Annotated in this window: 22 protein-coding genes and 1 pseudogene; 10 read left to right on the top strand and 13 right to left on the bottom strand. The window is 72.0% G+C overall.

Going from position 1 to position 25,163, the window contains the following annotated elements; genetic code table 11:
- Position 1 precedes the first annotated feature (1 nt).
- A complete protein-coding gene (locus DRB96_RS37295) occupies positions 2 to 373 on the top strand; it encodes a cupin domain-containing protein (RefSeq protein WP_112452391.1) in 372 nt (123 codons plus the stop codon).
- Between the two features lie 54 nt (positions 374 to 427).
- Here the strand turns inward: DRB96_RS37295 and DRB96_RS37290 are convergent, their stop codons facing one another.
- Together DRB96_RS37290 and DRB96_RS37285 are read right to left on the bottom strand one after the other, a co-directional pair.
- The gene (locus DRB96_RS37290; protein WP_112452390.1) at positions 428 to 2,848 is read right to left on the bottom strand and encodes an excinuclease ABC subunit UvrA; all 2,421 of its coding nucleotides are present in this window, start codon (positions 2,846 to 2,848) and stop codon (positions 428 to 430) included.
- A gap of 98 nt (positions 2,849 to 2,946) precedes the next feature.
- The gene (locus DRB96_RS37285) at positions 2,947 to 3,951 is read right to left on the bottom strand and encodes an LLM class flavin-dependent oxidoreductase (RefSeq protein WP_112452389.1); all 1,005 of its coding nucleotides are present in this window, start codon (positions 3,949 to 3,951) and stop codon (positions 2,947 to 2,949) included.
- 88 nt (positions 3,952 to 4,039) lie between these two features.
- On the opposite strand from DRB96_RS37285, the gene DRB96_RS37280 reads away from it, so the two are divergent.
- Entirely contained in the window at positions 4,040 to 4,534 is a 495-nt protein-coding gene (locus DRB96_RS37280) for a hypothetical protein (protein ID WP_112452388.1), read from the top strand.
- 76 nt (positions 4,535 to 4,610) lie between these two features.
- On the opposite strand, the gene DRB96_RS37275 is transcribed toward DRB96_RS37280, so the two are convergent.
- A complete protein-coding gene (locus DRB96_RS37275) occupies positions 4,611 to 4,826 on the bottom strand; it encodes a dodecin (RefSeq protein WP_112452387.1) in 216 nt (71 codons plus the stop codon).
- Positions 4,827 to 4,999: 173 nt separating this feature from the next.
- Here DRB96_RS37275 and DRB96_RS37270 point away from each other — a divergent pair, with 173 nt between their 5' ends.
- From DRB96_RS37270 to DRB96_RS37260, 3 genes are all read left to right on the top strand, one after another.
- Positions 5,000 to 6,259, top strand: a complete 1,260-nt coding sequence (locus tag DRB96_RS37270) for an extracellular solute-binding protein (protein WP_112454220.1) — start codon at positions 5,000 to 5,002, stop codon at positions 6,257 to 6,259.
- 73 nt (positions 6,260 to 6,332) lie between these two features.
- Positions 6,333 to 7,409, top strand: a complete 1,077-nt coding sequence (locus tag DRB96_RS37265; protein ID WP_239517811.1) for a citrate/2-methylcitrate synthase — start codon at positions 6,333 to 6,335, stop codon at positions 7,407 to 7,409.
- 14 nt (positions 7,410 to 7,423) lie between these two features.
- A complete protein-coding gene (locus DRB96_RS37260; protein ID WP_112454218.1) occupies positions 7,424 to 8,524 on the top strand; it encodes a GTP-binding protein in 1,101 nt (366 codons plus the stop codon).
- Between the two features lie 16 nt (positions 8,525 to 8,540).
- Here DRB96_RS37260 and DRB96_RS37255 read toward each other — a convergent pair whose 3' ends face one another.
- Complete coding sequence (locus tag DRB96_RS37255) at positions 8,541 to 10,640, bottom strand: restriction endonuclease (protein ID WP_112452386.1); 2,100 nt, start codon at positions 10,638 to 10,640, stop codon at positions 8,541 to 8,543.
- Between the two features lie 106 nt (positions 10,641 to 10,746).
- Positions 10,747 to 13,206, bottom strand: coding sequence for a DNA topoisomerase IV subunit A (locus tag DRB96_RS37250; RefSeq protein WP_112452385.1), 2,460 nt, complete (start codon positions 13,204 to 13,206; stop codon positions 10,747 to 10,749).
- A gap of 806 nt (positions 13,207 to 14,012) precedes the next feature.
- On the opposite strand from DRB96_RS37250, the pseudogene DRB96_RS37245 reads away from it, so the two are divergent.
- A pseudogene (locus DRB96_RS37245) lies at positions 14,013 to 14,345 on the top strand (transposase); the annotation flags it as partial.
- Positions 14,346 to 14,365: 20 nt separating this feature from the next.
- Here DRB96_RS37245 and DRB96_RS37240 read toward each other — a convergent pair.
- Positions 14,366 to 16,357 (bottom strand): heavy metal translocating P-type ATPase, encoded by a 1,992-nt coding sequence (locus DRB96_RS37240; RefSeq protein WP_112452384.1) that lies wholly within the window; start codon positions 16,355 to 16,357, stop codon positions 14,366 to 14,368.
- 95 nt (positions 16,358 to 16,452) lie between these two features.
- Between DRB96_RS37240 and DRB96_RS37235 the strand changes: the two genes are divergently transcribed.
- A complete protein-coding gene (locus tag DRB96_RS37235) occupies positions 16,453 to 16,848 on the top strand; it encodes a metalloregulator ArsR/SmtB family transcription factor (RefSeq protein WP_112454216.1) in 396 nt (131 codons plus the stop codon).
- Here the strand turns inward: DRB96_RS37235 and DRB96_RS37230 are convergent.
- The 3 genes from DRB96_RS37230 to rpmB all read right to left on the bottom strand — a co-directional run bounded on the left by DRB96_RS37230 (position 16,817) and on the right by rpmB (position 18,647).
- Entirely contained in the window at positions 16,817 to 18,001 is a 1,185-nt protein-coding gene (locus tag DRB96_RS37230) for a GTP-binding protein (protein WP_112452383.1), read from the bottom strand. The two genes, DRB96_RS37235 and DRB96_RS37230, sit on opposite strands and share 32 nt — an antisense overlap.
- Before the next feature lie 104 nt (positions 18,002 to 18,105).
- Entirely contained in the window at positions 18,106 to 18,411 is a 306-nt protein-coding gene (gene rpsN, locus DRB96_RS37225) for a 30S ribosomal protein S14 (RefSeq protein ID WP_112452382.1), read from the bottom strand.
- A complete protein-coding gene (gene rpmB, locus DRB96_RS37220; RefSeq protein ID WP_112452381.1) occupies positions 18,411 to 18,647 on the bottom strand; it encodes a 50S ribosomal protein L28 in 237 nt (78 codons plus the stop codon). Before rpmB ends, rpsN begins: the two co-directional genes overlap by 1 nt.
- 69 nt (positions 18,648 to 18,716) lie before the next feature.
- Here rpmB and rpmG point away from each other — a divergent pair, with 69 nt between their 5' ends.
- The 3 genes from rpmG to DRB96_RS37205 are packed head-to-tail and all read left to right on the top strand — an operon-like array spanning position 18,717 to position 20,302.
- Entirely contained in the window at positions 18,717 to 18,881 is a 165-nt protein-coding gene (gene rpmG / locus DRB96_RS37215; protein ID WP_079430716.1) for a 50S ribosomal protein L33, read from the top strand.
- 33 nt (positions 18,882 to 18,914) lie between these two features.
- Positions 18,915 to 19,163, top strand: coding sequence for a type B 50S ribosomal protein L31 (locus DRB96_RS37210; RefSeq protein WP_112452380.1), 249 nt, complete (start codon positions 18,915 to 18,917; stop codon positions 19,161 to 19,163).
- Complete coding sequence (locus DRB96_RS37205; RefSeq protein WP_112452379.1) at positions 19,160 to 20,302, top strand: GTP-binding protein; 1,143 nt, start codon at positions 19,160 to 19,162, stop codon at positions 20,300 to 20,302. The genes DRB96_RS37210 and DRB96_RS37205 overlap by 4 nt, the downstream gene beginning before the upstream one ends.
- 376 nt (positions 20,303 to 20,678) lie before the next feature.
- Here the strand turns inward: DRB96_RS37205 and DRB96_RS37200 are convergent, their stop codons facing one another.
- The 4 genes from DRB96_RS37200 to DRB96_RS37185 all read right to left on the bottom strand — a co-directional run bounded on the left by DRB96_RS37200 (position 20,679) and on the right by DRB96_RS37185 (position 25,092).
- Complete coding sequence (locus DRB96_RS37200; RefSeq protein ID WP_112452378.1) at positions 20,679 to 21,347, bottom strand: TetR/AcrR family transcriptional regulator; 669 nt, start codon at positions 21,345 to 21,347, stop codon at positions 20,679 to 20,681.
- A 237-nt stretch (positions 21,348 to 21,584) separates the two neighbouring features.
- Entirely contained in the window at positions 21,585 to 23,240 is a 1,656-nt protein-coding gene (locus DRB96_RS37195) for an AMP-binding protein (protein WP_112452377.1), read from the bottom strand.
- Complete coding sequence (locus DRB96_RS37190) at positions 23,237 to 24,049, bottom strand: class I SAM-dependent methyltransferase (RefSeq protein ID WP_162688879.1); 813 nt, start codon at positions 24,047 to 24,049, stop codon at positions 23,237 to 23,239. The genes DRB96_RS37195 and DRB96_RS37190 overlap by 4 nt, the downstream gene beginning before the upstream one ends.
- Positions 24,050 to 24,138: 89 nt before the next feature.
- Positions 24,139 to 25,092 (bottom strand): helix-turn-helix domain-containing protein, encoded by a 954-nt coding sequence (locus DRB96_RS37185; RefSeq protein WP_162688880.1) that lies wholly within the window; start codon positions 25,090 to 25,092, stop codon positions 24,139 to 24,141.
- Between the last annotated feature and the right edge of the window lie 71 nt (positions 25,093 to 25,163).

The raw sequence follows: 25,163 nt of genomic DNA, 5'->3' as shown, positions 1-25,163 counted from the left end.
CATGTCTGGAATCGTGCGAAGAGGTTTCGATTCCGCCGATGAAACCCGTCGGTTCGAGGACGGCAAGGGCCGGCTCGACCTGCTCGACACCGACCACGGCCCGGTCGGCCGCGCCGTGTTCGAGCCCGGATGGCAGTGGTCGGAGCACATCAAGCCCATCGCGGGAACCGCCAGTTGCGAGGCCGCCCACGTGGGATACGTCATCAGCGGCCGGATGAAGATCGTCATGGACGACGGCGACAGCATCGAAGCGCAGCCCGGTGACTTCATCCAGATCGACCCCGGCCACGACGCCTGGGTGATCGGCGAAGAGCCGTGCGTCGTCCTCGACTGGCAGGGCTACGGAAACTTCGCCAAGCCCGCCGGCTCCTGACCCGCAGGCCTGACCCGCAGGCCTGATCCGCAGGCCTGATCCGAAGGAGACGGCCTAGTCTGTGAGCGCCCGCGCCAGGTGGGGCGCCGTGCGGCTGCCCGCGGCGCGGGCCACGTCGGCGGGCGTGCCCGCGGCCACCACCCGGCCGCCGTCCGCGCCGCCGCCCGGACCCAGGTCGACGACCCAGTCCGCGCCCGCCACGACCGACATGTCGTGCTCCACGACCACCACGGAATGCCCGGCGTCCACCAGACCGTGCAACTGCCGCAGCAGCACCAGGGTGTCGGCCGGGTGGAGCCCGGTCGTGGGCTCGTCCAGCAGGTACAGGGTGTGGTCGCGGCGCAGCCCTCCCCGGGCCTCTCGGGCCGGGGAGGCCCCGCTGAGCTCGGTCGCCAGCTTGATGCGCTGCGCCTCGCCGCCCGACAGCTCCGTGGCCGGCTGCCCGAGGCGCAGGTATCCCAGGCCGATGTCCGACAGCGCCGACAGGCTCCGCGCGGCCGCCGGGACCCCGGAGAAGAAGGCGGCCGCCGACTCCACCGTCAGGGCCAGCACCTCCGCGATGTTCAACCCCGAGTAACGGACCTCCAGGGTCTCGGAGTTGTAGCGGGCCCCGGCGCAGTCGGGGCAGGGCGCGTACGTACTGGGCAGGAACAGCAGCTCCACCGAGACGAAGCCCTCGCCCTGGCAGGACTCGCACCGGCCGCCCGGCACGTTGAAGGAGAAGCGGCCCGCCTTCCAGCCGCGCGCCTTCGCCTGCTCCGTCGCGGAGAAGAGCCGGCGGACCACGTCGAACAGCCCCGTGTACGTGGCCAGGTTGGAGCGCGGGGTCCGCCCGATCGGCTTCTGGTCCACCTCCACCAGCCGCCGTACCGGGAACCCCGGATCCGCCAGCCGCTCACCGACCTCCCGGGCCAGCGCCCGGCCCAGCGTGGACTTGCCGGAGCCCGACACCCCGGTCACGGCCGTGAACACGCCGAGCGGGAACCTGACCGCCACGTCACGCAGGTTGTGCCGGCTCACCCCGCTGAGCCGGACGGACCCGGCCGCCTCGCGCGGGGGCCGCGGGGCCGGCCCGTCCTGTCGCGGGTCCGGGAACAGGTGCCGGGCCGTCGCGGATTCCGCCACCCCGGCCAGCCCCTGCGGCGGACCGCTGTACAGCACCCGCCCGCCGTGCTCGCCGGCCAGCGGCCCGACGTCGACCAGCCAGTCCGCGTGCCGCACCACGTCCAGATCGTGCTCCACCACGAACACGGTGTTCCCCGCCTCCTTGAGCCGGTCCAGCACGCCCAGCAGCGCCTCGGTGTCGGCCGGGTGGAGACCGGCCGACGGCTCGTCCAGTACGTACACCACCCCGAACAGGCCCGACCGCAACTGCGTGGCCAGCCGCAGCCGTTGCAGCTCTCCCGCCGACAGGGTGGGGGCCGCGCGGTCCAGGCTCAGGTAGCCCAGCCCGAGCTCGGTGACCGGCCCGATCCTGGAGCGCAGGTCCTCCGTCAGCACCCGCGCCGCCTCACCGCCCCCGTGCGCGCGGGCCAGTACGCCGTCCAGCTCGGTCAGCGCCAGCGCCGCCAGCTCCGCGATGGTGCGGCCCGCGAAGGTCACGGCCAGCGCCTCCGGACGCAGTCGCCGGCCCTCGCACACCGGGCACGGCGAGTCCGCCAGGAACTTCTCGGCGCGGGCCCGCAGGGTGGCGCTCTTGCTGTCGGCGAACGTCCGCATCACGTAGCGGTGGGCGCTCATGTACGTGCCCTGGTAGGGCCGTTGGATCCGGTCGGCCTCCCGCACGGGATGCACCGTGACCACCGGCTGCTCCTCGGTGAACAGGATCCACTCGCGGTCCTTCGCCGTGAGGTCGCGCCACGGCGCGTCCACGTCGTGGCCCAGCGCCTCCAGGATGTCGCGCAGGTTCTTGCCCTGCCAGGCGCCGGGCCAGGCGGCGATGGCGCCCTGACGGATCGACAGCTCGGCCTCGGGGACGAGGAGTTCCTCGGTCGTGCGGAACACCCGGCCCAAGCCGTGACAGGAAGGGCAGGCGCCGGCCGCGGTGTTGGGGGAGAAGGAGTCGGAGTCGAGCCGCTCGGCGCCCGCCGGGTAGCAGCCGGCCCGCGAGTAGAGCATCCGCAGGGAGTTCGACAGGGTGGTCACCGTCCCCACCGAGGACCGGGAGCCCGGGGAGGAGCGCCGCTGCTCCAGCGACACGGCCGGCGGCAGCCCGGTGATCGAGTCGACCTTGGGCGCACCGATCTGGTGGATCAGGCGGCGGGCGTACGGGGCCACCGACTCGAAGTAGCGGCGCTGGGCCTCGGCGAAGATCGTGCCGAAGGCCAGTGAGCTTTTCCCGGAGCCGGAGACGCCGGTGAAGACGGTCAGCGCGTCGCGCGGGACGTCCACGTCCACCCCGCGCAGGTTGTGCTCCCGGGCCCCGCGGACACGGACGTGGGGATCGTGGGCGCGGGGGGCGGCGGGCTGGTGCATTCGCCCTAGTTTAGTGCCCGGCGACCTCGGCCGGTCCGGCGGGCGGTCCGGCGGGCGGTCCGGGCACCCCCGGCGGCCCGCTCAGGCCGGCCGCCCGCTCAGGCCGGCCGCCCGCTCAGGCCGGCCAGCTCGGCGAGGCCGGCGAAGGAGTCCAGCAGCGCCGTCCGGTCGTGGGTGGACGTGGTCACCAGCAGCTCGTCCGCCCCGGTCAGCCGGGAGACCTCGGCCAGCTCCGCCGCCACCTGCTCCCGCGTGCCGTGGACGTGCCCGGCCAGCGCGCCCTCGTACAGCTCGCGCTCCTTGGGGCTCATGGCGAGGGCCTCGACCTCCTCAGCCGGGCGCAGCGGCGGGAAGCTGCCCCGGGTGCGGGAGTGCGCGAGCGCCCACGCCTCCGGGACCAGGATCCGGCGGGCGGCTTCGGGGGTCGCGGCGACCGCGACCGTCCCGGAGACCACGACGTAGGGCTTCTCGCCCCAGGCGGAGGGCCGGAACCGCTCGCGGTACCCCTCGATGACCTCCACGACCCGTGCGCGCGTCCGCAGGTCCCCGACCACCAGGGGGAGCCCGGCGCGGGCCGCGATGCCGGCCCCCTCGCCCGTGGCCAGCACGTAGGGCGGGATCCGCATGCCCTCCGCCGGGCGGGCGTGCACCTCGGGATGGGCGCTCTGGGAGCCGTCGAACCAGCCCAGGAGCTCGGCGAGCTGCTCCTCGAACCGGTCGGCGTCCCCGGTGCCGCGGCCGAGCGCGCGCCGGATCCCGCCCGTGAAGCCGACGGACCGGCCGAGCCCCATGTCGATGCGGCCGGGGAAGAGCGATTCCAGGACCCCGAACTGCTCCGCGACGATCAGCGGCTGGTGGTTGGGCAGCATCACGCCGCCCGTGCCGACGCGGATCCGGCCGGTGGCGCTGGCCACCGCGGCGGCCAGCACGGTGGGCGCGGATCCGGCCACTCCGGGCACGCTGTGGTGCTCGGAGACCCAGAACCGGTGGTAGCCGAGCCGCTCGGCGGTGCGCGCGAGGTCGACGGTGTCCCGCAGCGCCTGCGCGGCGGGATGCCCCTCGCGGGTGCGGGACCGGTCGAGTACGGAGAGTTTCCGGATCACACAGTGGTCAACGCCGTGGGGCCGCCGGGATTCCCGGGAGCCTCCCGCGGCGTGGGGGAGCGCTTCGGCGAGTGTCTACGCTGGCGGGGTGACCGAGACTCAGAACCGCAGGCCCCTGGCCGTCTTCGACATCGACAACACCCTGGCCGACACCGGCCACCGCCAGCACTTCCTGGAGAGCCGGCCCCGCGACTGGAGCGGCTTCTTCGGCGCGGCCCCGGCCGATCCGCCGCTCGCCCGGGGGATCGCGCTCGCGGTGGAGAGCGCGGCCGACTGCGAGGTCGCGTACCTGACCGGACGCCCGGAGCGGTGCCGCGCGGACACGGCCGTGTGGCTCACCCGGCACGGTCTGCCCGAGGGGCGGCTGTGGATGCGCGGGAACCAGGACCGGCGGCCCGCCCGGACGACCAAGCTGGAGGTGCTGCGGCGGATCGCGCGGGGCCGGGAGGTCCGGATGCTCGTCGACGACGACGAGCTGGTGTGCCGGGATGCGCGCGCGGCGGGGTTCCGCGTGGTCCTGGCGGACTGGGCGGCGCAGGCGCCGGAGCTCAAGGACGCGCAGGAGGGCGAGGGCCGGACCTGAGGGCCGGACCTGAGCGCCGGACCCGAGCCCGGGCCGGACCCGGACCTGAGCGCCGGACCCGCGGGCGCCCGCCGCCTCACTCCTCGCCGTCGAGCCGGAATCCGACCTTGAGGCCCACCTGGAAGTGCGCGACCTGCCCGTTCTCGATGTGGCCCCTGATCTGCGTCACCTCGAGCCAGTCCAGGTTGTGCAGCGTCTCGCCCGCGCGGGCGATTCCGTTGCGGATGGCCTGGTCGATGCCCTCGTGGGACGTGCCCACGATCTCGGTCACCCGGTACGTGTGATTGGACATGGGGTCTCCCGACACTGGGTGGCTGTTGCCTTGTTCTACGGTGCCCCAGTAAGTCCGGGTCCGCGAACTTTGCGTGAACAATCCAGCGCGAAACCGTCCTGAACCCCTTGACCCGCTCATTGGTCCATGCCAATTTCAAGCCATCTGAGATCCATCCCCAGAAGGTGACCTTCGTGAAGATCCGCTTCCTTGCCGTGTCCACCGCTCTCGTGGCGGCGACCGCCCTCGCCGGCTGCAGTCTGGCCGGATCGGCGGGCGGCCCGCAGAAGGTGACGCTCTGGTTGATGAAGGGCAGCGCCTCGGACGAGTTCATAGCCCAGTTCACCAGCAGCTACGAGGCGGACCACCCCGACATCGACCTCGACGTCAAGATCCAGGAGTGGACGGGCATCGGCGACAAGGTCAACGCCGTGCTGTCCGGCAAGAGCACGGAGGGCGCCGACGTCATCGAGGTCGGCAACACCCAGGTCGCCCAGTACGTGGAGACCGGAGGCGTATCCGAGCTCACCCTCGAAGCCCTGCGCCTGTGGGACGGCAAGGACTGGCTGAAGGGCCTCTCCGACCCCGGCAGCGTCAACGGCGCCCAGTTCGGTGTCCCGTGGTACGCCGCCAACCGCGTGGTGATCTACAACAAGGACCTCTTCGCGAACGCCGGGATCAAGACCCCGGTCAAGACCCGCGCGGAGTGGATCCAGGCCACCCAGAAGCTCGACAAGGGCAGCCAGCAGGGCATCTACCTCGCCGGCCAGAACTGGTACGTCCTCGCCGGCTTCATCTGGGACGAGGGCGGCGAGCTCGCCGTCGAGGGCGGCGGCCAGTGGCTCGGCACCCTCGACGACGAGAAGGCCCTGGCGGGCATGGAGTTCTACAAGCAGCTCCAGGACCTCGGCAACGGGCCCAAGGACGCCGACGAGGAGACGCCCCCGCAGTCCGAGGTCTTCGCGCGGGGCGGGATCGCGCAGATCATCGCCCCGCCCGGCCAGGTCGCCGCCATCGAGGCCGCCAACCCCGCGCTGAAGGGCAAGCTCGGCTTCTTCCCGATCCCCGGGAAGACGGCGGACAAGGTCGGCTCCGTCTTCACCGGCGGCTCCGACCTGATCATCCCCGAGTCGACGAAGCGGCGTAAGGACGCGGTCGACGTCGTCACCGCCCTGGTCAGCGAGAAGTGGCAGACCGAGCTCGCCCGCACGATGAGCTACGTCCCCAACAAGACCACGCTCGCGCACGTGGTCGAGGGCAACGAGGGCGCCACCGCGATGGCCCCCGGCGCCGCCCAGGGCCGCGCCACCCCGAAGTCCGCCCGCTGGGCCGAGGTCGAGGCCAAGAACCCGATCAAGCCGTTCATGACGGCCGTCCTCACCGGACAGGACCCCAAGGAAGCCGCGAAGACGGCCTCCGACACCATCAGCAAGGTCCTCAGCTCCGACCGCTGACCCCGGGGCGTCCGCGGGGCGTCCGCGGGGCCGCCTGCGTCCCCAAAGGAGCACCCCGGCCCGTACGTTCGCCTTGCGTCGATGCCCGACGAACGAGACCGTCGGCGAGCCCCTCACCCCGGACGAGGCGCGCGAGCAGATCCGGGCCGCACCCGCCCGAGCCGCCCAGAACCCCCGTGCGCAGTGGCGCTGGCCCATCCTCGCGGGGGACGACGTGGTCGGCCCCATCTCCGTACGGCGCCGCTCCCCGACCATGGCGGCCATGCCCCATCCCGCCACCGCCGCCTCCGGCCCGCTCGCCGGGCTGCGCACGGCGCTCTCCCTGCTCGGCGCCTCCGCCGGCTTCCGCCCGGTCTACGACCTCACCCCCGAACGCCGGGCCGCCGACGCGATGGCCGCCTGCGCCGCCGTACCTACCCTGCTCACCGCCCTGCACCGGCTCGGCCGGGGCCTGGAGCCCGTGGAACCGCGCGAGGACCTCCCGTACGCCGCCAATTACCTGTACATGCTGACCGGGCAGGAGCCCGACCCGGTCAGGGCCCGCGCGATCGAGCAGTACCTGATCTCCACGGTCGACCACGGCTTCAACGCCTCCACCTTCACCGCCCGCGTGATCGCCTCGACGGGCGCCGACGTCGCCGCCTGCCTCACCGGGGCGATCGGCGCGCTCTCTGGCCCACTGCACGGGGGCGCCCCCAGCCGCGCCCTGGACACGCTCGACGCCATCGGCACGGCGGACCGGATCGACCCGTGGATCCGCGAACGGGTGCTCGCCGGAGACCGGATCATGGGCTTCGGACACCCCGTCTACCGCACCGAGGACCCGCGCTCGCGGATGCTGCGCGAGATCGCCCGCGGGTTCGGCGGCCCGCTCGTGGACTTCGCCGTGGAGGTCGAGCGGCACGTCGAGGCGATCCTCGCCGAGCTCAAGCCGGGCCGGGAGCTGCACGCCAACGTGGAGTTCTACGCCGGGGTGGTCATGGAGCTGTGCGGGCTGCCGCGCGAGATGTTCACGCCGACCTTCTGCGCGGCCCGCGTGGTCGGCTGGAGCGCGAACGTCCTCGAACAGGCCACCGACCCCAAGATCATCCGTCCGGCCGCCCGCTACACCGGCCCCACCCCGCCCCAGCCGGTACCCGCCCTCGGGTGACTACGATCGACCGGGTGAACAGCATCCCTGTGGTCGTCCTCGCAGGATTCCTCGGCTCCGGGAAGACGACCGTCCTCAACCACCTCCTCGGGAACCGGGGAGGCACCCGGATCGGGGTCGTCGTCAACGACTTCGGCTCCATCGAGGTCGACGCGATGTCCGTGGCCGGCCAGGTCGGAGACTCGATGGTCTCCCTCGGCGGCGGCTGCCTGTGCTGCGCGGTGGACGGCAGCGAGCTGGACGCGTACCTGGAGAAGCTCGCCGACCCCGTCCACCGCATCGACGTGATCGTCATCGAGGCGAGCGGGCTGGCGGAGCCGCAGGAGATGGTCCGGATGCTCGTCGCCAACGAGAACCCGGCCGTCCGCTACGGCGGCATGGTGCAGATCGTCGACGCCGCCGAGTTCGGCGCGACCCGGGCCCGGCACCCCGAGACCGACCGGCACCTGGCGGTCGCGGACCTGGTGGTGCTCAACAAGACCGACCGCGTCGACGCCGCGGCACGGGCCGGGATCGAGGACGAGCTCGCCGCGCTGTGCGCTCCCGGGATCCCGATCGTCGGAGCCGACCACGGGCGGATCGACCCGGAGCTGCTCTTCGACCGCCGCCCGTGGACCGAGACGCGCGGACAGCTGTCCTTCGAGGACCTGCTGGCCCAGACGCACGACCGCGATGATCACGCGGGCCACGTGCACACGGAGTACGAGAGCACCGAGTTCGTGTCCGAGCAGGCGCTGAGCCCGCGCCGGTTCATCGACTTCCTCGACCGCCGACCGGCCGGCCTGTACCGGATCAAGGGCTACGTGTACTTCGGCGTGCCCGGCCACGAGGAGCGCTACGAGGTCCACGCGGTCGGCCGCTTCCTGCGCTTCACCCCGCAGCCCTGGGGGCGGGGCGAACCGCGCCTGACGCAGCTCGTCCTGATCGGCTCGGGCACCGACGGCCCCGCGCTGCTCCGCGAGCTGGAGGCCTGCCGCGAAGCGGAACCGCGGCACGCCCGGCCGGAGAGCATGTGGGGCGTCCTGCGCTACGTGCACCGCCCGGCGGGGCCGGACCCGGATCCGGAGGCCGCCGACCTCGACCCTGATGCGGATTCCGACCCCGAGTACTCCTGAGGGACCCGCCGCGGGCTCAGGCGACCTCGATGCCGAAGTCGCCGAGCAGGGGCTCCAGGCCGCCCGAGTACCCCTTGCCGCCGAGGATGAAGTCCCAGTCGCCGGCGGCCCGGCGCCGGAAGGAGCCCAGCACCAGGGCGGTTTCGCCGGCGCGGCCGTCCGAGACCTCCAACTGGCCCAGTACCTCGCCATCCTGCCCCAGCAGCCGGATCCGGGCGTCGGTGAAGCCCGCCAGGTCGGCGTGCGGATCTACCTCCGGGTCGATGGCGGCCACGAGGACCAGCCGGTCCGCGGCCTGCGGCAGAGAGTCGAAGGCGACCAGCAGCGCGGCCTTGTCGGGCGCCGCGTGCGCGTGCGTCCGTACCGAACCGTCCGGGGTGCGGGGGTTGTTGAAGAACACGAAGTGTTCCTCGCTCAGCACCCGGCTGCCCTCGCAGACCAGCGCGCACACGTCCAGCGCCACCGACCCCGTCCAGGACATGCCGAGCACGTTGTGATCGGCGGGGGGCGGCTCTTCCGCCGTCCGCGGGGCCGGCACCGGGGCCGGGGCCGCGTTGGGCGCGCCCCCGCCGAGGCGTCCGCGCAACCCGTGCCGGTGCAGCAGGTCCACCAGTTCGGCACCGGGAACCAACTCCAGGGGCTTGCCGTTGGCGAAGGTGTACGACCCGGGCCCGAAGGTCGCCGTGGTGACCAGCACCCCCTTGTTCGCCCCCCGGTCCTGGACCGTGCCGTACAGGTCCCGCACGGCCGTCGGCGGGACCGTGTTCCGGTAGCGCTTGACCTGCACCACGATCCGCCCGCCCCGGATCGGGGTCGGGTCCAGCGCTTCGACGTCCACGCCGCCGTCACCCGAGCGCTGCGTGGTCACCGCCTCCATGCCCATCGCCCGGAAGAGTTCGGCCACCAGGTTCTCGAAGGCGATGGGATCCATCGCGAAGAGGTCCGGCTCCTCCTCGCCGCTGTCCGCGTGCCCGCCGTGGCCGATGACCGTGCCGACCTCGTCGGGGCGACGCCCGGGACGCACCGTGGTCAGTTGGTCCGGCTTCGCCGAGAGCTGCCCGCGCAAGCCCTCCACGAGGCAGTCCACCGCGCTGACCTGCTCCAGGCGCAGTCCCCCGAACGGGGTGCGCGCCACGGTCACCGTGGCGAGGACGAACTGAGCTTCCTGTCCCGTCACGGGATCGGGGCGGTCCACGAAGCCGTTCACCAGGACCGAATCCAGCACTCCGAACTCGTCGGCCGCGTACAGCTCGCGCAGCACCAAGAGCACGCACTGCGCCAGGAGGTCCCGGTACAGCGCCCGCCGCTCCGTCACCGGGCGGGGTTTCACCCTGTACTGGCCCGTGCTCGGCAGGTACTGGACCGACCTGGCCTCCGGCACCACCTCGTACCCGGGCAGCTCCCAGTCCAGCACGAGCTGACGCGCAACCGGGTCGTAGGCGGCCGCCACCTGCCTCGGCAGCGTCTCGGGCCAGGCCGTCGAGACGTACAGGGCGGCCGAGAAGTACTCCACCACCGCCTCGGGGTCGCCGGCGCGCAGTGCGGCGGTCAGCTCGGCGAGCCCTCCGTTGTGCGCCCGGATCCCGGCGAGCTGCTCCGCCGCCCAGACGTCGTACTGCTGCCGGTACGCGGCCAGTTGGTGCTGGCGCTGCGTCTCGGCTGCCTGCGCGGCCTGCCAGGCGGCTGCGTACCGCGCGTGCGCGTCGCGCTCCGCTTGCGCCCGCTGGCCCGAGCCGAGGGTCCAGCCGCTGCTCTGGTGCTGGAACTGCTCGATGAGCGGCAGCGCCACCGGGTGCGCGAGGTCTCCCGGGGCGAACGGTTCCAACTGCTCCGGCCGGACCATGGCCGCCGTTCGGAAGGCCGGTGCCCCGCATCCCGTGACCAACAGGACTTGGAGGGCCTCGACCTCGGCGTCGAGCTGGGCGGAACGCCGTCGCGCCTCGGCGTCGTGGTGCTGCCGGTCGGCTGCCTGCTGCTGCCGTTGGCCCCGGACCCCACCGCCTCCGTGGGGCCGCTGGAGGTGTTCCGCCTCGCGTTGGCGGACCAGCTGCATCTGCTGCGTCCGGCGCTGGGCTTCGGCCCAGTCCCTGATCGATCCGTCCGACCGACGACTCATCAGTTCTGTGTCTCCCCGCCCCACCGACAGTGCCAAGAGAGAAAACACTAGTCGCCATTCGGGTGGTACGTCCCCCGGACGTACCACCCGAATGAGCTGGAACCTCCTACAGCGCGGCTCCCGCCAGCGCCGCGACCACGGCGGGCAGCGCCGTGCCCGAGCCGTCCCGGCGCGGGTCGGCGGCGGGCAGCGCGGCCGGGGTGCCGTTCGCCGCCGACGCGCGGACCGGCGAACCGCCCGCCCAGGCCAGGAGCAGCACGTCCTCGCCCTTCAGGAAGCGCTGGCAGCGGACGCCGCCGGTGGCGCGGCCCTTGCGCGGGTACTGGTCGAACGGGGTCAGCTTCCCGGACTGCATCGAGTCGTCCAGGGTCCCGTGCGAGCCCGCCACCGTGAACACCACGGCGTCGCGCGCGGGGTCCACGGCCGAGAAGTGGATCACCTTGGTGTTGTCGGCGAGCTTGATGCCCGCCATGCCGCCCGCCGGGCGGCCCTGCGGGCGCACCTGGCCCGCCGGGTAGCGCAGCAGCTGGGCGTCGTCCGTGATGAAGACCAGGTCCTCCTCGCCGGTGCGCAGCTCGACCGCGCCGATGATCCGGTCGCCGTCCTTGAGCGTGATGACCTCGAGCTCGTCCTTGTTGGCCGGGTAGTCCGGCACGACGCGCTTGACCACGCCCTGCTCGGTGCCGATCGCGAGGCCCTGCCCGGACTCGTCCAGCGAGGTCAGGCACACGACCTTCTCGTCCGCCTCCAGCCCGGAGAGGAACTCCGAGACCGGGGCGCCGCCCGCCAGGTTCGGCGCGGCATGGGTGTCCGGCAGCTGCGGCAGGTCGATGACCGGCAGCCGCAGGAGCCGTCCGTACGACGTGACCACGCCGATGTCGGCCCGGGCCGTCGCGGCGACCTGCGAGACGATCAGGTCGTGCTTGGCGCGGGCGCCGCCCTCCTCCTCGGGGAGCGGGTCGGCGTTCGCGGTGCGGGCGAGCAGGCCGGTGGAGGACAGCAGCACCCGGCACGGGGTGTCCTCGACCTCCAGCGGGACCGCCGCGACGGCCGTGCCCGCAGACTCCAGCAGCACCGTACGGCGCTCCGTGCCGAACTTCTTCGAGACCGCGGCCAGTTCCGCGGAGACCAGCTTGCGCAGCTCGGCATCGGAGTCGAGGATCCCGGACAGCTCGTCGATCTCGCCGGCCAGCCGGTCGCGCTCGGACTCCAGCTCGATCCGGTCGAAGCGGGTGAGGCGGCGCAGCGGCGTGTCCAGGATGTACTGGGTCTGGATCTCGCTCAGCGAGAAGCGCTCCATCAGGCGCTCCTTGGCCTGCGCGGAGTTGTCGCTGTCCCGGATGATCCGGATGACCTCGTCGATGTCGAGCAGGGCCACCAGCAGGCCCTCGACCAGGTGCAGGCGGTCGCGCCGCTTGCCGCGGCGGAACTCGCTGCGCCGGCGCACGACCTCGAAGCGGTGGTCGAGGTAGACCTCCAGCAGCTCCTTGAGGCCCAGCGTCAGCGGCTGCCCATCAACCAGCGCGACGTTGTTGATGCCGAAGGTCTCCTCCATCGGCGTCAGCTTGTACAGCTGCTCCAGCACGGCCTCCGGGTGGAAACCGTTCTTGATCTCGATGACCAGGCGCAGGCCGTGCGAGCGGTCGGTGAGGTCCTTGACGTCCGCGATGCCCTGGAGCTTCTTCGAGCCGACCAGGTCCTTGATCTTCGCGATGACCTTCTCGGGGCCGACCGTGAAGGGCAGTTCGGTGACGACCAGGCCCTTGCGGCGCGGGGTCACGTCCTCCAGGGCCACCGTGGCGCGGATCTTGAAGGTGCCGCGCCCGTTCTCGTAGGCGTCCTTGATGCCCGCGAGGCCCACGATCCGGCCGCCGGTGGGCAGGTCGGGACCCGGCACGAAGCGCATGAGCGCCTCCAGGTCCGCCTCCGGATAGCGGATCAGGTGGCGGGCCGCCGCGATGACCTCGCCCAGGTTGTGCGGGGCCATGTTGGTGGCCATGCCCACCGCGATCCCGGATGCGCCGTTGACCAGCAGGTTCGGGTACGCGGCCGGCAGGACGACCGGCTCCCGCTCCTGCCCGTCGTAGTTCGCGGCGAAGTCGACGGTGTTCTCGTCGATCCCGTCCGTCATCATCGACGCGGCGTCGGCCATCTTGGACTCGGTGTAACGCATCGCGGCCGGCGGGTCGTCGTTGCCGAGCGAGCCGAAGTTGCCGTGGCCGTCGACCAGCGGGAGCCGCATGGAGAAGGGCTGCGCCATGCGCACGAGGGCGTCGTAGATCGACGCGTCGCCGTGCGGGTGCAGCTTGCCCATCACCTCGCCGACGACGCGGGCGCACTTGACGTAGCCGCGGTCGGGGCGCAGGCCCATCTCGTTCATCTGGTAGACGATGCGCCGGTGCACCGGCTTCATGCCGTCGCGGGCGTCGGGCAGGGCGCGGGAGTAGATCACCGAGTACGCGTACTCGAGGAAGGAGCCCTGCATTTCGTCGACGACGTCGATGTCGAGGATCTTCTCCTCGAAATCCTCCGGCGGCGGCGGGGTCTTCGTGCTGCGGCGGGCCATCGCTGCGCGGCTCCTTAACCAAGAATCGGGATGAGCTGAGCTCTCACGGGGTGGGGCGGGCGGTCGTACGCCGTGCCCGGCATCCGCAGACGACCACGCACCCACGACCCCGTCAGCCCCGGCTGCCTCCACTCCCAGCGCCTCCCCGACAACAAAGCCCACCCCCAAGACCCCAGCCCACAACGACGGCCACGCTCACTAAGAGCAAGACCTGAACCCACTTCTGGTCCCGGGCGCCCAGTCGGGATCTTGAGGGGGAGCTACGGCGGCGAGCCGCACGGAACGCGCGATTTGGCGGGGGTGTGACCGCCTTCCCTCCCCGTCACAGAACGTGCTCGGGAGGGGAAGCCCGGACCGCGGCTCAGGCAGCGGCCCAGCCAGACCGCCCGCAGCAACAAGCCGCCTCCCGAACCAGGGGTACAGCCTGGGTCCGGAGGCGGCTTTCTGTTACTGACACTCCGTAAGCAAATACATCGGGCACGTGTCGAACGTGCGTCACGTGCGTCAGACCAGCATCAAGCTACCGCCCGTAACTCATGTAGCGCACATCACACACATCGATCAAAGATACAGGTCAGGGGCCCTTTGCGGTCGATTCAAGGATCGCGACGCACTCGAGGGCATCGGAAGCAGGTCAGCCAAAACATGCGGAAGGCCGGTGGGCGTCAACGCACTCGGCGGTCCTCCAGCGGGGCGGCCCCCAGTGGGCGGTTCATGAGCTCATGAGTGGCTCTGGTGTCGCCTGATGGTGTGGGCGAAGCCGGAACGTTCCGATCCGGTGCCGGTGGCCCGCTGGGATCGGTGGGATGAGTGAGCGAAAGCCGTGCCAGAGCGACTTGTCCGACGAGCAGTGGGCGTTGATCGAGCCGGTGCTCACGGCCTGGAAGAACCGGCACCGTTCCGTGAGTGGCCACCAAGGCCGCTATCCGATGCGGGAGATCGTGAACTCGATCCTCTACCAGTCCCGGACCGGCTGTCAGTGGGCCCTGTTGCCGAACGACCTGCCGCCGAAGAGTGCGACGTACTACTACTTCGCCGCCTGGCGGGACGACGGCACGGACCAGCGGATCCATGAACTCCTGCGCTGCCAGGTGCGGGAGAGGAACCGGCGATTAGAGGACCCGGCCTTGGTGGTCCTGGGCCTTCTCCCCACAGCGGCTCATCGGGCATTCTCGGAGGGACGAGCGGCTCGCTCCCAGGCAGCGGTACCCAGCAGGCGCAGCCCGTTGAGGCCGACGATGACGGTCGATCCCTCGTGGCCCAGCACGCCCAACGGCAGCGGAAGGTGTCCGGCCAGATCCCAGACCACCAGGGCCGAGATGAACGCCCCGGCGATGACCAGGTTCTGCACCACCAGGCGGCGCGCGGCGCGGGAAAGCGCGATCACGGCCGGTACGGTGGCCAGTTCGTCTCGGACGATGACCGCGTCCGCCGTTTCCAGCGCGAGGTCGGAGCCGGCGCGGCCCATGGCGATGCCGATGTGAGCGGCGGCCATCGCTGGGGCGTCGTTGACGCCGTCGCCGATGACCAGCACCTTGCGCCCGGCCGCCTGCTGCTCACGGACGGCGGCGACCTTGTCCTGGGGCAGCAGCCCGGCCCGTACCTCGGTGATACCGAGTTCCCCGGCAAGGCTCGCTGCGGCACGCGGGTTGTCGCCGGTCAGCAGCATCGGCGAGGCTCCGGTCAGCGCCCGCAGGGCCGTGACGGTGTCGGCGGCATCGGGGCGCAGCCGGTCGGTGATGCCCAGCACGCCGACCGGAATCCCGTCGCGCTGAACGAGGACGGCGGTACGGCCGCCGGCCTCCAGTTCTCCCGCCACCAGCGCAGCGTGTGCCGAGGCCGCGTCCGAAGCGGCGTCCAGCAGCCGCGCCGGGGCTCCTGCCTGGATGGTGTGACCGTGCACGGTGGCCGTCACTCCGATTCCGGGGGCGGACGCGAAGTCCCGTACGTCGGCCAGGTGCAGGCGGCGATCGCGGGCGGCGGCCACCACGGCGCGGGCCAGGGGGTGTTCGCTGGGGTGTTCCGCGGCGGCCGCCAAGGCGAGCAGCCCGTCTTCGTCGAGGCTGCTGCCAGCCAGCAGGCGAATCGCGGTGACGCGCGGGGTGCCCTCGGTCAGCGTGCCGGTCTTGTCGAGTGCGACCGCGTCGACCTGTCCCAGGCGTTCCATGACGACGGCGGATTTCACCAGTACGCCGTGGCGCCCCGCGTTGGCGATGGCGGACAGCAGCGGCGGCATGGTGGCCAGCACGACGGCGCACGGCGATGCCACGATCATGAACGTCATGGCGCGCAGGAGAGAGCCGGTGAGGTCCGCGCCGAAGCCCATCGGGACGGCGAATACGGCGAGGGTGGCGGCCACCATGCCGAGGGAGTAGCGCTGTTCGACCTTCTCGATGAAGAGCTGGGTAGGCGCCTTGGTCTCGGAGGCTTCCTCGACCATGGCCACGATCCGGGCGATCACCGAGCCTGTGGCGTCCCGCTCCACCGCGACCCGCAGGGCGCCGGTGCCGTTGAGAGTCCCCGCGAACACCTCGTCACCCATCTCCTTCACCACCGGCAGGGGCTCTCCGGTGATGGTGGCCTGGTCGACCTCACTGGCACCCTCCAACACCCGGCCGTCGGCGCCGACACGTTCGCCGGGGCGGATCAGGATGACGTCCCCGACCTTGAGGTCCACGGTGGCGACCATCTCCTCCCGGCCGCCTGCGGTCAGGCGTGTTGCGGCGGGCGGCGCGAGGTCGAGCAGGCCGCGCACCGCGTCCTGGGTGCGGGTGGTGGCCACTGCCTCCAGCGCGCCGGAAGTGGCGAAGATGACGATCAGCAGCGCGCCGTCCATCACCTGCCCGATCGACGCCGCCCCGATCGCGGCGACGATCATCAGCAGGTCCACATCCAGGGTCTTGTCCCGCAAGGCCCGCAACCCGGACCAGGCCGGCTCCCAGCCTCCGGTGACGTAGGCGGCGGCGTACAGCGGACCCCACGACCATGCCGGGGCGTCGGCAAGCTGCAGCGGCAGCGCGAGCAGGAAGAGCGCCAATGCGGCCGCGGCCCAGCGTGCCTCGGCGAGTGCGAACACCCGCGTACGGCGCCGCCGCGGCGCCGAAGCAACCTCCGCCGCCCGTTGAGGACGCTGGAGCAGGACAGAAGGCATGCAAATCAACCCTTCACGGGCGAGAGGACGACTACGCCTCCAAGATACAGGAACATCTGAACAGGTCTTCAGGTATCGCCGGTAAGATGGCCGCCATGGGCCATGGAATGGACGACAAGAACTCCGCCACCACGCGCGAACGCCTGGACGCCGTGGGCACCGCAGACGTCGCCGCAACCCTCCAAGCCCTGGCGACCCCCTCGCGGCTATACATCCTCGCCCGCCTCCAGGAGGGCCCGTGCGCGGTCGGCGATCTCGCCGAAGCCGTCGGCATGGAACCGTCTGCCTGCTCCCATCAGCTGCGCCTGCTCCGGAACCTAGGCCTGGTCGCCGGCGAACGTCAGGGCCGCTCGATCGTCTACTCCCTCTACGACCACCACGTCGCCGAGCTGCTCGACCAGGCCCTCTTCCACGTCGAGCACCTGCGCTTGGGCCTTCACGACACGGCGGCCGCCGAGATCACGGAGCACCGAGGAGCGGGTCGGGCATAGCTGCCCAGGCGTCCCGGCCCAGCGACAGCTCGGTGTCCGTGAGCAGGGCTTCGTCCAGGGCGGAGCACACCCGCCGTTCGTCCAGGTGGATGCCGGTGAAGACGATCTCGTTGCGACGCTCCCCGTAGTAGTCGTGCCAGAAGCACGACGCCAGCGTCCGCCGCTGCGGAGAGGCGGCCTCCCAGGCCTTCGGGTCCCCCGCTTCCAGCCAGCGATCGGCTTCCCTCAGCTCCAGGTGCGCCCCGGCCGAGCGCCAGGCGACAACGGCATCAGGGCGGCCGGCCAGCCACAGGTGCCCGCGGCTGCGCGCCACACCGATCATCACCGCGGCCAAGGCGTCCGCGAGCCGCTGGGGATGCAGCGGGCGCCGCGCCCGCCACAGCACTGATTCCACACCGTGGCGGCTACCGGAATGCGAGCGCGGCACGTTCACCGGCTCGAGCCGCGTCCGCCACTCGTCGCTCGCTCCGGCCGGGGCGGGCCGCGTGAGGAACGGGGGGAGCTGGGGCGCCGCCTCCGCACGGTCGGAGACCGACAGGAGCAGGGCGTGCGCGTTGAGGTGGCCGACGAGCGCGGCAGCAGCCCCGGACACCCGGCGGCCACCGCCGTCCGCCGGAGCGGGAACGATCAGCACGTCCGCAGCCTCCACCTGGCGGGCGGCGACCTCAGCCGGCGTCGTGGGAGTGGCGTCGCCCGTACCGTCCCCAAGACCCACGGCGCGGTGGACACACCCGATGTCGGCCATGAAGGAGGCCGGGTCGACGCCGACCAGTACCGGCGCGGGGTCATAGTGGTCGGACACCGCGCTCACGCCGATCCGCGGCTGCCACAACTCCACCAGGAACGGCAGGACATCCAGTTCCTGCGGCAGCGCGAGGATGAGATGGGGCGCCCCCATGGCCCGCCGGATGGCCAGCAGGTCCTGGCGGAGGATCACCACCGGATCACCGGTCGCGCCCCGCGCCAGGGTCCCGTGCAGCTCGGTATCGGCCCCGGCGGTGAACCGCTGCACCACCGGATACCCCTTGTCCCGGGCCTGGATCGACACGGCCAGCACCACCGCGCGCGGACTCGCTCGCAGCAGCTGGTCCACCACCAGGCCTCGGACGTCCGGCGAGTTGCCGGTCACCACGCTCAGCAGACCCTTGGGCATTCGGTTTCCCCTCAGTTGAGGCACGTGACACGCCGGGCAGTGGCGCGCGGGCCCACACCCCGCCGGAGACATGGGCCCGCGCGCTCCCACCCGATACGCAGGCGCTACCAGGACGACTTGGTGATCCCGGGGAGGAAGCCGGCGTGCGCCTGTTCGCGCATGCGGACCCGGGAGAGTCCGAACTTGCGGAGGTGACCGCGGGGGCGGCCGTCCACGCTGTCCCGGTTCCGCACACGGGTCGCACTGGCGTCGCGGGGTTGCTTCCGCAGCTCCGCAACGGCGGCACTCCGCTCGGCCTCCGTCGAGGACGGCCGCCGCACGGCCTCCTTCAGCTCGGCCCGCCGGGCGGCGTACCGCTCGACGATCGCCTTGCGCTTCTCGTTCTGCGCGATCTTGCTCTTCTTGGCCATCAGACCTTCACCCCCCGAGCGCGGATCCGCGCCACGGCGGCCTCGATGCCGATGATGTCGATGGCCTTGATGGCCCTCGCGCTCAGCGTCAGGCGGACATGGCGACCCTCGCTCGCCAGCCAGTACCTCTTGCGCTGGATGTTGGGGTCGAAGCGGCGGGAGGTGCGCCGGTGCGAGTGCGAGATGGTGTTGCCGAAGCCCGGGTGGGCGCCGGTCAGTTGGCAGTGGGCGGACACGGTGTTACCTGCCTCTCTTTGAGTCGGAACCGCTATTGAAAACGATTTCCATTCCCGTATAGTAGCGGCATGGCACGCAACGAAGTACGCCCGGTCATCAAGCTGCGCTCCACCGCTGGGACCGGCTTCACCTACGTCACCCGCAAGAACCGCCGCAACGACCCGGACCGCATGGTGCTGCGCAAGTTCGACCCGGTGGTCCGCCGCCACGTCGACTTCCGCGAAGAACGCTGACCCCTCCCGCTCCCCTGCCTGAAGGACGCCGTCATGAAGCCTGGAATCCACCCCGCCTACGGCCCCGTCGTCTTCCGCGACAAGGCCGCCGACTTCGCCTTCCTCACCCGGTCCACGGCGACCAGCGTGAAGACCGTCGACTGGGAGGACGGCAACACCTACCCCGTCATCGACGTCGAGATCTCCTCGCAGAGCCACCCCTTCTACACGGGCACGGCCCGAGTCCTGGACACCGCCGGACGCGTCGAACGCTTCGAGCGCCGCTACGGGGGCCACAAGTGAGACTGCCCGTCGTCATCGTCGGCGGGCTCCACTCCGACGCCCGCAAGGAGGTCGTGGACCGGCTGCTGCGCACCGTGCCCGGCAGCGTCGCCCTCCACCACGACCTGGCCACCGCGCCGGCGGGCACGGTGCTGCGCCTGGTGCGCGACGCCTCGGGCGAGCTGTCCCGCGGCGAGGCCCCGCTCTTCAACGACTGCGCCTGCTGCGCCCTGCGCGAGGACCTGGTCCCAGAGCTCGAACGGCTAGCCGACGGCGGCATGACCCGGCTGGCGGTGGTCGAGCTGTGGGACTCCGTCGAGCCCAAGGCGATGGCCGAGGTCGTCGTCGCACACGGCGGCGACGTACTCGATCTCACCGGCGTGATCACCGCGGTCGACCCTGCGCTCGTACTGCCCTACCTCGTCAACGGAGACGACCTGGCAGAGGTGGGTCTCGCCGCGGCCGCCACCGACCAGCGCACCGTCGGGGACACCTGGGCACGGCAGCTGGAGTACGCCCCCGTCCTCGCCCTCGTCGACAGCGAAGAAGCCGACGACGAGGACCGTGCCCTCCTCGCCCAGCTCCACCCGACCGCCCGCCGGGTACCCGCCGGATCCGGCGAACTCGCCCAGGCGGCCTTCGCGGGCTTCGACGTGGAAACGGCGGCCGCCGCCCAGCACCCGGCCTGCGCCCTGCTGCCCCAGGAGGCGGAGGAAGCCGGAGTCACCACCTTCGTCTGGCACCGCCGCCGCCCGTTCCACCCCGAACGGCTCTACGAAGCGCTGGAAGACCTCTGCTGCGCCGCCGCCCGCAGCCGCGGCCGGTTCTGGCTCGCCGACCGCCCCGACACCCTGCTCGCCTGGGACGCCGCGGGCGGCGCCCTCTGCGTGGAGAACGCCGGACCCTGGCTCGCCTCCCTCCCGGACGCCGCCTGGGAGATGGAGCCGCCGATGCGCAGAGCGGCCGCCTCCCTCGACTGGCATCCGGAACACGGCGACTGCTGCCAGCACCTCGTCTTCACTTCCCCCGGCCTCGACCGGCAGGGCCTGGAACTGCTCCTGGAGTCGTGCCTGCTCACCGATGCCGAGTACGCGGCGGGGCGGGAGGCGTGGAAGACGCTTCCCGCCGCCTTCGACTCCCTCCTCGACCCCGTCTCCTGACCATCGGGGACCAGAACAAGTCCCCGTCGATACCCCCCAAGGAACTGTTTCTTATACACCTTCCCGGACCCCCGCGTAGTCTTTTGAGCAGACGCAGACGCCCAATAGATGGACAAGTAAGATCGTCGGCAGCGTCGGATGGGGATACGCGCAGGGGCCAGCACCGTGCGGGCCTCCCTGGCCGTGGCGAGGGTGACCGGGTCGGTCCGCAGCTCGCCCCGGCCGTGGAGCGCGGCGGCCCGGGAGCCGCTCAGCCAGAGCGTGAGACCGCCCAGGGAGTCGAGCAGGTCGTGGTGCCCGTAGCGGTCGTGCCAGAGGGTGTTGAGCAGGTCCAGGCTGAGCGGCTCGCCGGTCAGCGGGCGTGGATCCCGCATGGTCATCTCCGTCGTCCGGGTATCGCGGCTTCGGATACGGGTTCGAACGCGCAGAACGGGGACGAGCCCTCGGCCCGGTACGGCTCCGCGGTGTGCGGCCCGGCGACGATCCCCGGCAGCAGCAGTTGCCACAGCCCGGTCACGTGCCGGCGCAGCGAACGACAGGAGCGGCCCGGCCGCGGCTCCTCCGCCCGCAGGGACACGTCCATCCCGATCAGGGAGAACACGACCTGGGAGGCGATCTCCCGGGGGTCGGACACCCCGTGCAGGGCGGCGGCCAGCTCGGCGCGGACCGGATCGGTCCAGGAGCCGCCGGCGTCCGGGTAGTGCGGGAACTCCCGGGTCAGCCGGGCTCCCGCGCGCGCGACCGGGTCGTGCCCGAGCCGCCCGGCGACCACGTGCGTCATGTCGACGGCGGCCTGCAGCGGCCGGACTCCGGTGCGCGGTACGGAGTCCAGTGCCGCGGCGGTCGTCTGCCGGGCCTCGCTGCGCACCGCCCGGACCAGGTCGTCCTTGGCCGGGAAGTGGTACATCAGGGCGCCCTTGGTCACCCCGGCGGCGGTGCAGATGACGACAAGTGAGGCCCCTTCATATCCGTACAGGTCGATGGCCTTGGCGGCGCCGTTGATCAGAGCCCGGCGCGTCCGCTCGGCTCTCTCCTGCTGCGCCATGGGCGCTCCTCGTGCGTAGGGGGTGGAGACACGGGCCGTCTCTTCGGGACCGGCCCGGCCCGCGGCACCGGGCGCCGTGCACCTCCCGGTGGAGCGTGGGGGGAGAGGTGCGGCGCCCGGTCGGGAACCCTCCCGGGGACAGCCGGGAGGAAGCCGCGGGCCGGCCCGGCCCGGGAGAGACGGCGCACGGATGGCGCCGCCGGCGACGGGCCCGCCGCCGGAGCGCCATCCGTACGGTCAGGCCGCGCTGCCGGCGGGCACGGGGGCCAGGCTGTCCTCGAAGCTCTTGCGGAGCTGGGCCCGGCGGAGCTTGCCGATGCCGGTCTTGGGGATCTCGGACCGGTCGACGGGCAGCAGGTGGCGGACGTCGACGCCGAGGCGCTCGCGGACCCGCTCGCGGATCTGCTCGCCCTCCTCGGCGGTGATGGTCCCGGTGCGCGGGCTGAAGAAGACCGCGAGCTCCTCGGCGCCGCCGGGCTCGGAGGTGACGAGGGAGGCGACGGTGTACGAGGGCTCGATGAAGCCGAGTTCCTCGACGGCGGCCTCGATCTCGTGGCCGTGGTAGGCGATGTCGCCGAGCTGGATGACGTCGTCGGTGCGGCCGGTGACGGTGAGGATGCCGTTCTCGACGTACGCCAGGTCGCCGGTCTTGAACCAGCCGTCCTCGGTGAAGGACTGCCGGTTCTGCACGGGGTTGTCGTAGTACCCGGAGGTGATCGTCGAACCGGTGACCTGGAGCCGGCCGGTGACGCCCCAGGGCACGAGCTCGCCGTGCTCGTCGACGACCCGGATGCGGGTGCCGGGCTGGGGGCGGCCGACGGGCACGTAGCGGTCGTCGCCGGCGGCGGCCTCGGTGAACTGGCAGTCGGCCACGCCGGCGGTGGTCTCGGACATGCCCCAGCCGGGGAACATGGCGGTGGCGGGCAGCCCGTGGGGGGCCAGCAGGTCCAGGAAGCGGCGTACGACGCCGGAGCGGACGGCCTCGCCGCCGTTCATGATGTAGCGCAGCGGGCTGAGGTCCCAGCCGCGGCCCTCGAAGCGGTCGGCCTGGTCGTTGACGAGCACGAAGGCGAAGTTGGGCGCCCAGGTGGTGTCGGCCCGGTGCGCGGAGACGGTGTCGAGCCAGCGCAGCGGGTCCTCGAGCACCCACTGGATCTTGGCGTGGACCTGGGCGGCACCGAGGAAGACGTCGCGGGCGTGGAACATGACGAGCCCGCCGATGTGGTCCAACGGCATCCAGTTGAAGGTGCGGGTGTCCGCGTCGAGCTTGTTCACGCGGGCCGTGGCGGCGCTGCGCGTGAGGACGTTGCGGTGGGTCAGGGTGACGGCCTTGGGCACGCCGGTGCTGCCGGAGGTGAGCAGCAGGACGACCGGGTCGACGGCGGCGGGCTCGTGCCAGTCGAGGTCCGGTTCGTGCGCGGCGCGCAGGCTCGCCACGTCGCCGAGGTGGGCGGCGGCCCAGCCGGCGTCGGCGGTGACCGCGGGCGCGATCTCCTGGCCGGTGCCGGTCAGCACGCGGGGGCGGCCGTAGCCGCTCCACACGCGCTCCAGCAGGCCGGGTCCGTTGACCGCGTCGGCGCTGACGGGCAGCGGCAGGAAGCCGCCCAGGACGCAGGCCCAGAAGCCGCCGAGGAGGTCGGTGTCGTCGTCCGACTGGAGGATGATCTTCTCGCCGGCGCCGGCGCCGGAGGCGCGCAGGCCGGCCAGGATCCGCGAGGCGTCGTCGAGCAGTTCGACGTAGCTCTGGTGGTCCTCGGTGCCGTCCGGGCGGATGTAGGTCACTCCGCGGCCGTCCTCGGCGCCGGCGGCGCGGACGAGGGCCTCGCCGAGGTGCGCCACGCCGGTTTCGGGGGCGGGCCCGCCGTCGAGCAGCGATATGCCGGTGCCGGTCATGCCTGGTTCTCCTCTTGCTGAGCGGTGTCGGTGTCGGTGGCGTTCGTCGTCGCGGTCGCGGCCGTGGTCGCGGTGGCCACGATGACGAGCGGGCCGCGGCCGTGGAAGGGCGCGGGCTCCTTGCGGAAACCGCCGTACTCGGCGGTGATGGTCAGTCCCGCCGCGGCGAGCAGCTCGCGCACCTCGGGCCCGGTCAGCACCGCCTGGTCGAAGAAGTTGTCGTACATGGCGACCGTGCCGTCGGGGGTGCGGACCAGCAGGGTCTCCTCGTTGCGCCAGTTCGCCGCGTGGGCGTTGATGGCCTGGCGGGCGAGGCGGGTGATGAGGACTCCGTCGGGACCGCGGTGGTGGGCGACGGTGTGGGGCTGGAAGGAGTCGACGAAGTTCAGCATGTGGCCGAACTCCAGGACGACCTGCCCGCCGGGGGCCAGCAGTTCGCGCAGGGAGCGCAGGACCGCCGGGAGCTCGGCGCGCTCCAGGTAGTTGAGCGTCATGAAGAGGCTGTAGACGAGGTCGTAGCGCCCTTCGGTGCGGTACGTCTCGGCGCGTGCCTCCACGTAGGAGATGCCTTCGTCGCCGGCGGCGCGGGCGTACTCCAGGAACGCGGCGCTCTGGTCGACGCCGGTGCCGCGGTGGCCGCGCTCGCGCAGGGCGCGCAGGTTGGAGCCCGTGCCGCAGCCGAGGTCGAGCACGGTGCCCGCCTCGGGGAGCAGGGACGCGAGGAACTCCGTCTCGGCGGCGAGGTTGCGGAAGTCCTTCCGCATGATCTCGTAGTACTCACCGGGGAATTCGAAGCTCGTGCCGGTCAAATCCGTCATCCTCCTCGGATGTCAGTGCTCGTCAGTGCTCGTCAGTGCTCGTCAGGGGTCCGTCGGGGTGGCGGGCCCGTCGGTGCCCGTCAGGTGGCGACGGGCTCGCGCGTGGTGCGGTAGCCGCGCGGGGTGAGTCCGTAGCGGTCGCGGAAGAGCCGGCTGAAGTGGGAGGCCTGGTAGAGGCCGGACCGTTCACCGATCACGCCGACGGGCAGGTGGGAGAGCCGTGGATCGCGCAGCTCGTACCGGCAGCGGGCGAGGCGCTCGTCGCGGATCCAGCGGGCGGGGCTGGTCCCGTGGTCCTGGAAGATCCGCTGGAGGTAGCGCAGCGAGATGTTGTGGTGCTCGGCGACCGCCTGCGGGGTGAGGCCGGGGTCGGAGAGCCGTTCGCGGATGTAGGACTGGATGTGCAGCATGAGGCCGTGGCGGGCGACCTCGTCCTCGGCGGCGACGTGGCGCAGCCGGTCCGCGAGGACGGCGGCGGTCAGGCCGGCCACGGTGGATCCGACCCGGTCGACGGCGGAGTGGATCTCGGTGCCGTGGTCGTGGAGTCCGGCGAGGAGCTGGGAGAGCAGCGCGCCGGCGCCCATGCGCCCGCACCAGCCGGTCGCGGTGAGCTTCGCGGTGTCGTCGGCCGACATCCCGAGGTGGCGGTGCGGCAGCAGGACCTCCACCAGGTGGAAGGGGCGGGGCAGCACGAGACGGTAGGGGCGGCTGCTGTCGCAGCAGATGATCTGGGGGCCGCTCGCCTGGCCCCGGCGCCCGTCCTGGTGCACGTGGATCTCGCCCGCCAGTGCCCGGAACACCCTCAGGTACTCGGCGGCGCCGGGGCGGATGTGGCGGCCGGGGCGCAGGACCTCGTGGGGCTCGCCGGTGACGAGGGTGATGGTGACGTCTCCGAAGTCGCGTCGCACGACGGTGCCGTGGACGGACTCGTCGAGTCCGCGGACGACCCGCGCCGCACCGGGGGCGTACGCGGCAACCGGTGGACTGCGGTCCGGCACGAATGCGCTCGGCCCGCGGAGGGGCAGCATGTCCATCGTTCTCCTCGCTCCGGGAAGCGTCATGCCATCGTGACAGGCAGGCCCATAAAAACATACCGGCATGCAGG

This window comes from Streptomyces sp. ICC1 (assembly GCF_003287935.1).
In the GTDB taxonomy this organism is placed as follows: domain Bacteria; phylum Actinomycetota; class Actinomycetes; order Streptomycetales; family Streptomycetaceae; genus Streptomyces; species Streptomyces tritrimontium.
This window is presented reverse-complemented; position numbering and strand designations above follow the sequence as displayed.

Bases quoted from the DNA above. Each gene is read 5' to 3' on its own strand.
- DRB96_RS37295 (WP_112452391.1), top strand. From the start codon at position 2: ATGTCTGGAATCGTGCGAAGAGGTTTCGATTCCGCCGATGAAACCCGT.
- DRB96_RS37290 (WP_112452390.1), bottom strand. From the start codon at position 2,848: ATGCACCAGCCCGCCGCCCCCCGCGCCCACGATCCCCACGTCCGTGTC.
- DRB96_RS37275 (WP_112452387.1), bottom strand. From the start codon at position 4,826: ATGTCCAATCACACGTACCGGGTGACCGAGATCGTGGGCACGTCCCAC.
- DRB96_RS37255 (WP_112452386.1), bottom strand. From the start codon at position 10,640: ATGAGTCGTCGGTCGGACGGATCGATCAGGGACTGGGCCGAAGCCCAG.
- DRB96_RS37250 (WP_112452385.1), bottom strand. From the start codon at position 13,206: ATGGCCCGCCGCAGCACGAAGACCCCGCCGCCGCCGGAGGATTTCGAG.
- DRB96_RS37240 (WP_112452384.1), bottom strand. From the start codon at position 16,357: ATGCCTTCTGTCCTGCTCCAGCGTCCTCAACGGGCGGCGGAGGTTGCT.
- DRB96_RS37235 (WP_112454216.1), top strand. From the start codon at position 16,453: ATGGGCCATGGAATGGACGACAAGAACTCCGCCACCACGCGCGAACGC.
- DRB96_RS37230 (WP_112452383.1), bottom strand. From the start codon at position 18,001: ATGCCCAAGGGTCTGCTGAGCGTGGTGACCGGCAACTCGCCGGACGTC.
- rpsN (WP_112452382.1), bottom strand. From the start codon at position 18,411: ATGGCCAAGAAGAGCAAGATCGCGCAGAACGAGAAGCGCAAGGCGATC.
- rpmG (WP_079430716.1), top strand. From the start codon at position 18,717: ATGGCACGCAACGAAGTACGCCCGGTCATCAAGCTGCGCTCCACCGCT.
- DRB96_RS37210 (WP_112452380.1), top strand. From the start codon at position 18,915: ATGAAGCCTGGAATCCACCCCGCCTACGGCCCCGTCGTCTTCCGCGAC.
- DRB96_RS37200 (WP_112452378.1), bottom strand. From the start codon at position 21,347: ATGGCGCAGCAGGAGAGAGCCGAGCGGACGCGCCGGGCTCTGATCAAC.
- DRB96_RS37195 (WP_112452377.1), bottom strand. From the start codon at position 23,240: ATGACCGGCACCGGCATATCGCTGCTCGACGGCGGGCCCGCCCCCGAA.
- DRB96_RS37185 (WP_162688880.1), bottom strand. From the start codon at position 25,092: ATGGACATGCTGCCCCTCCGCGGGCCGAGCGCATTCGTGCCGGACCGC.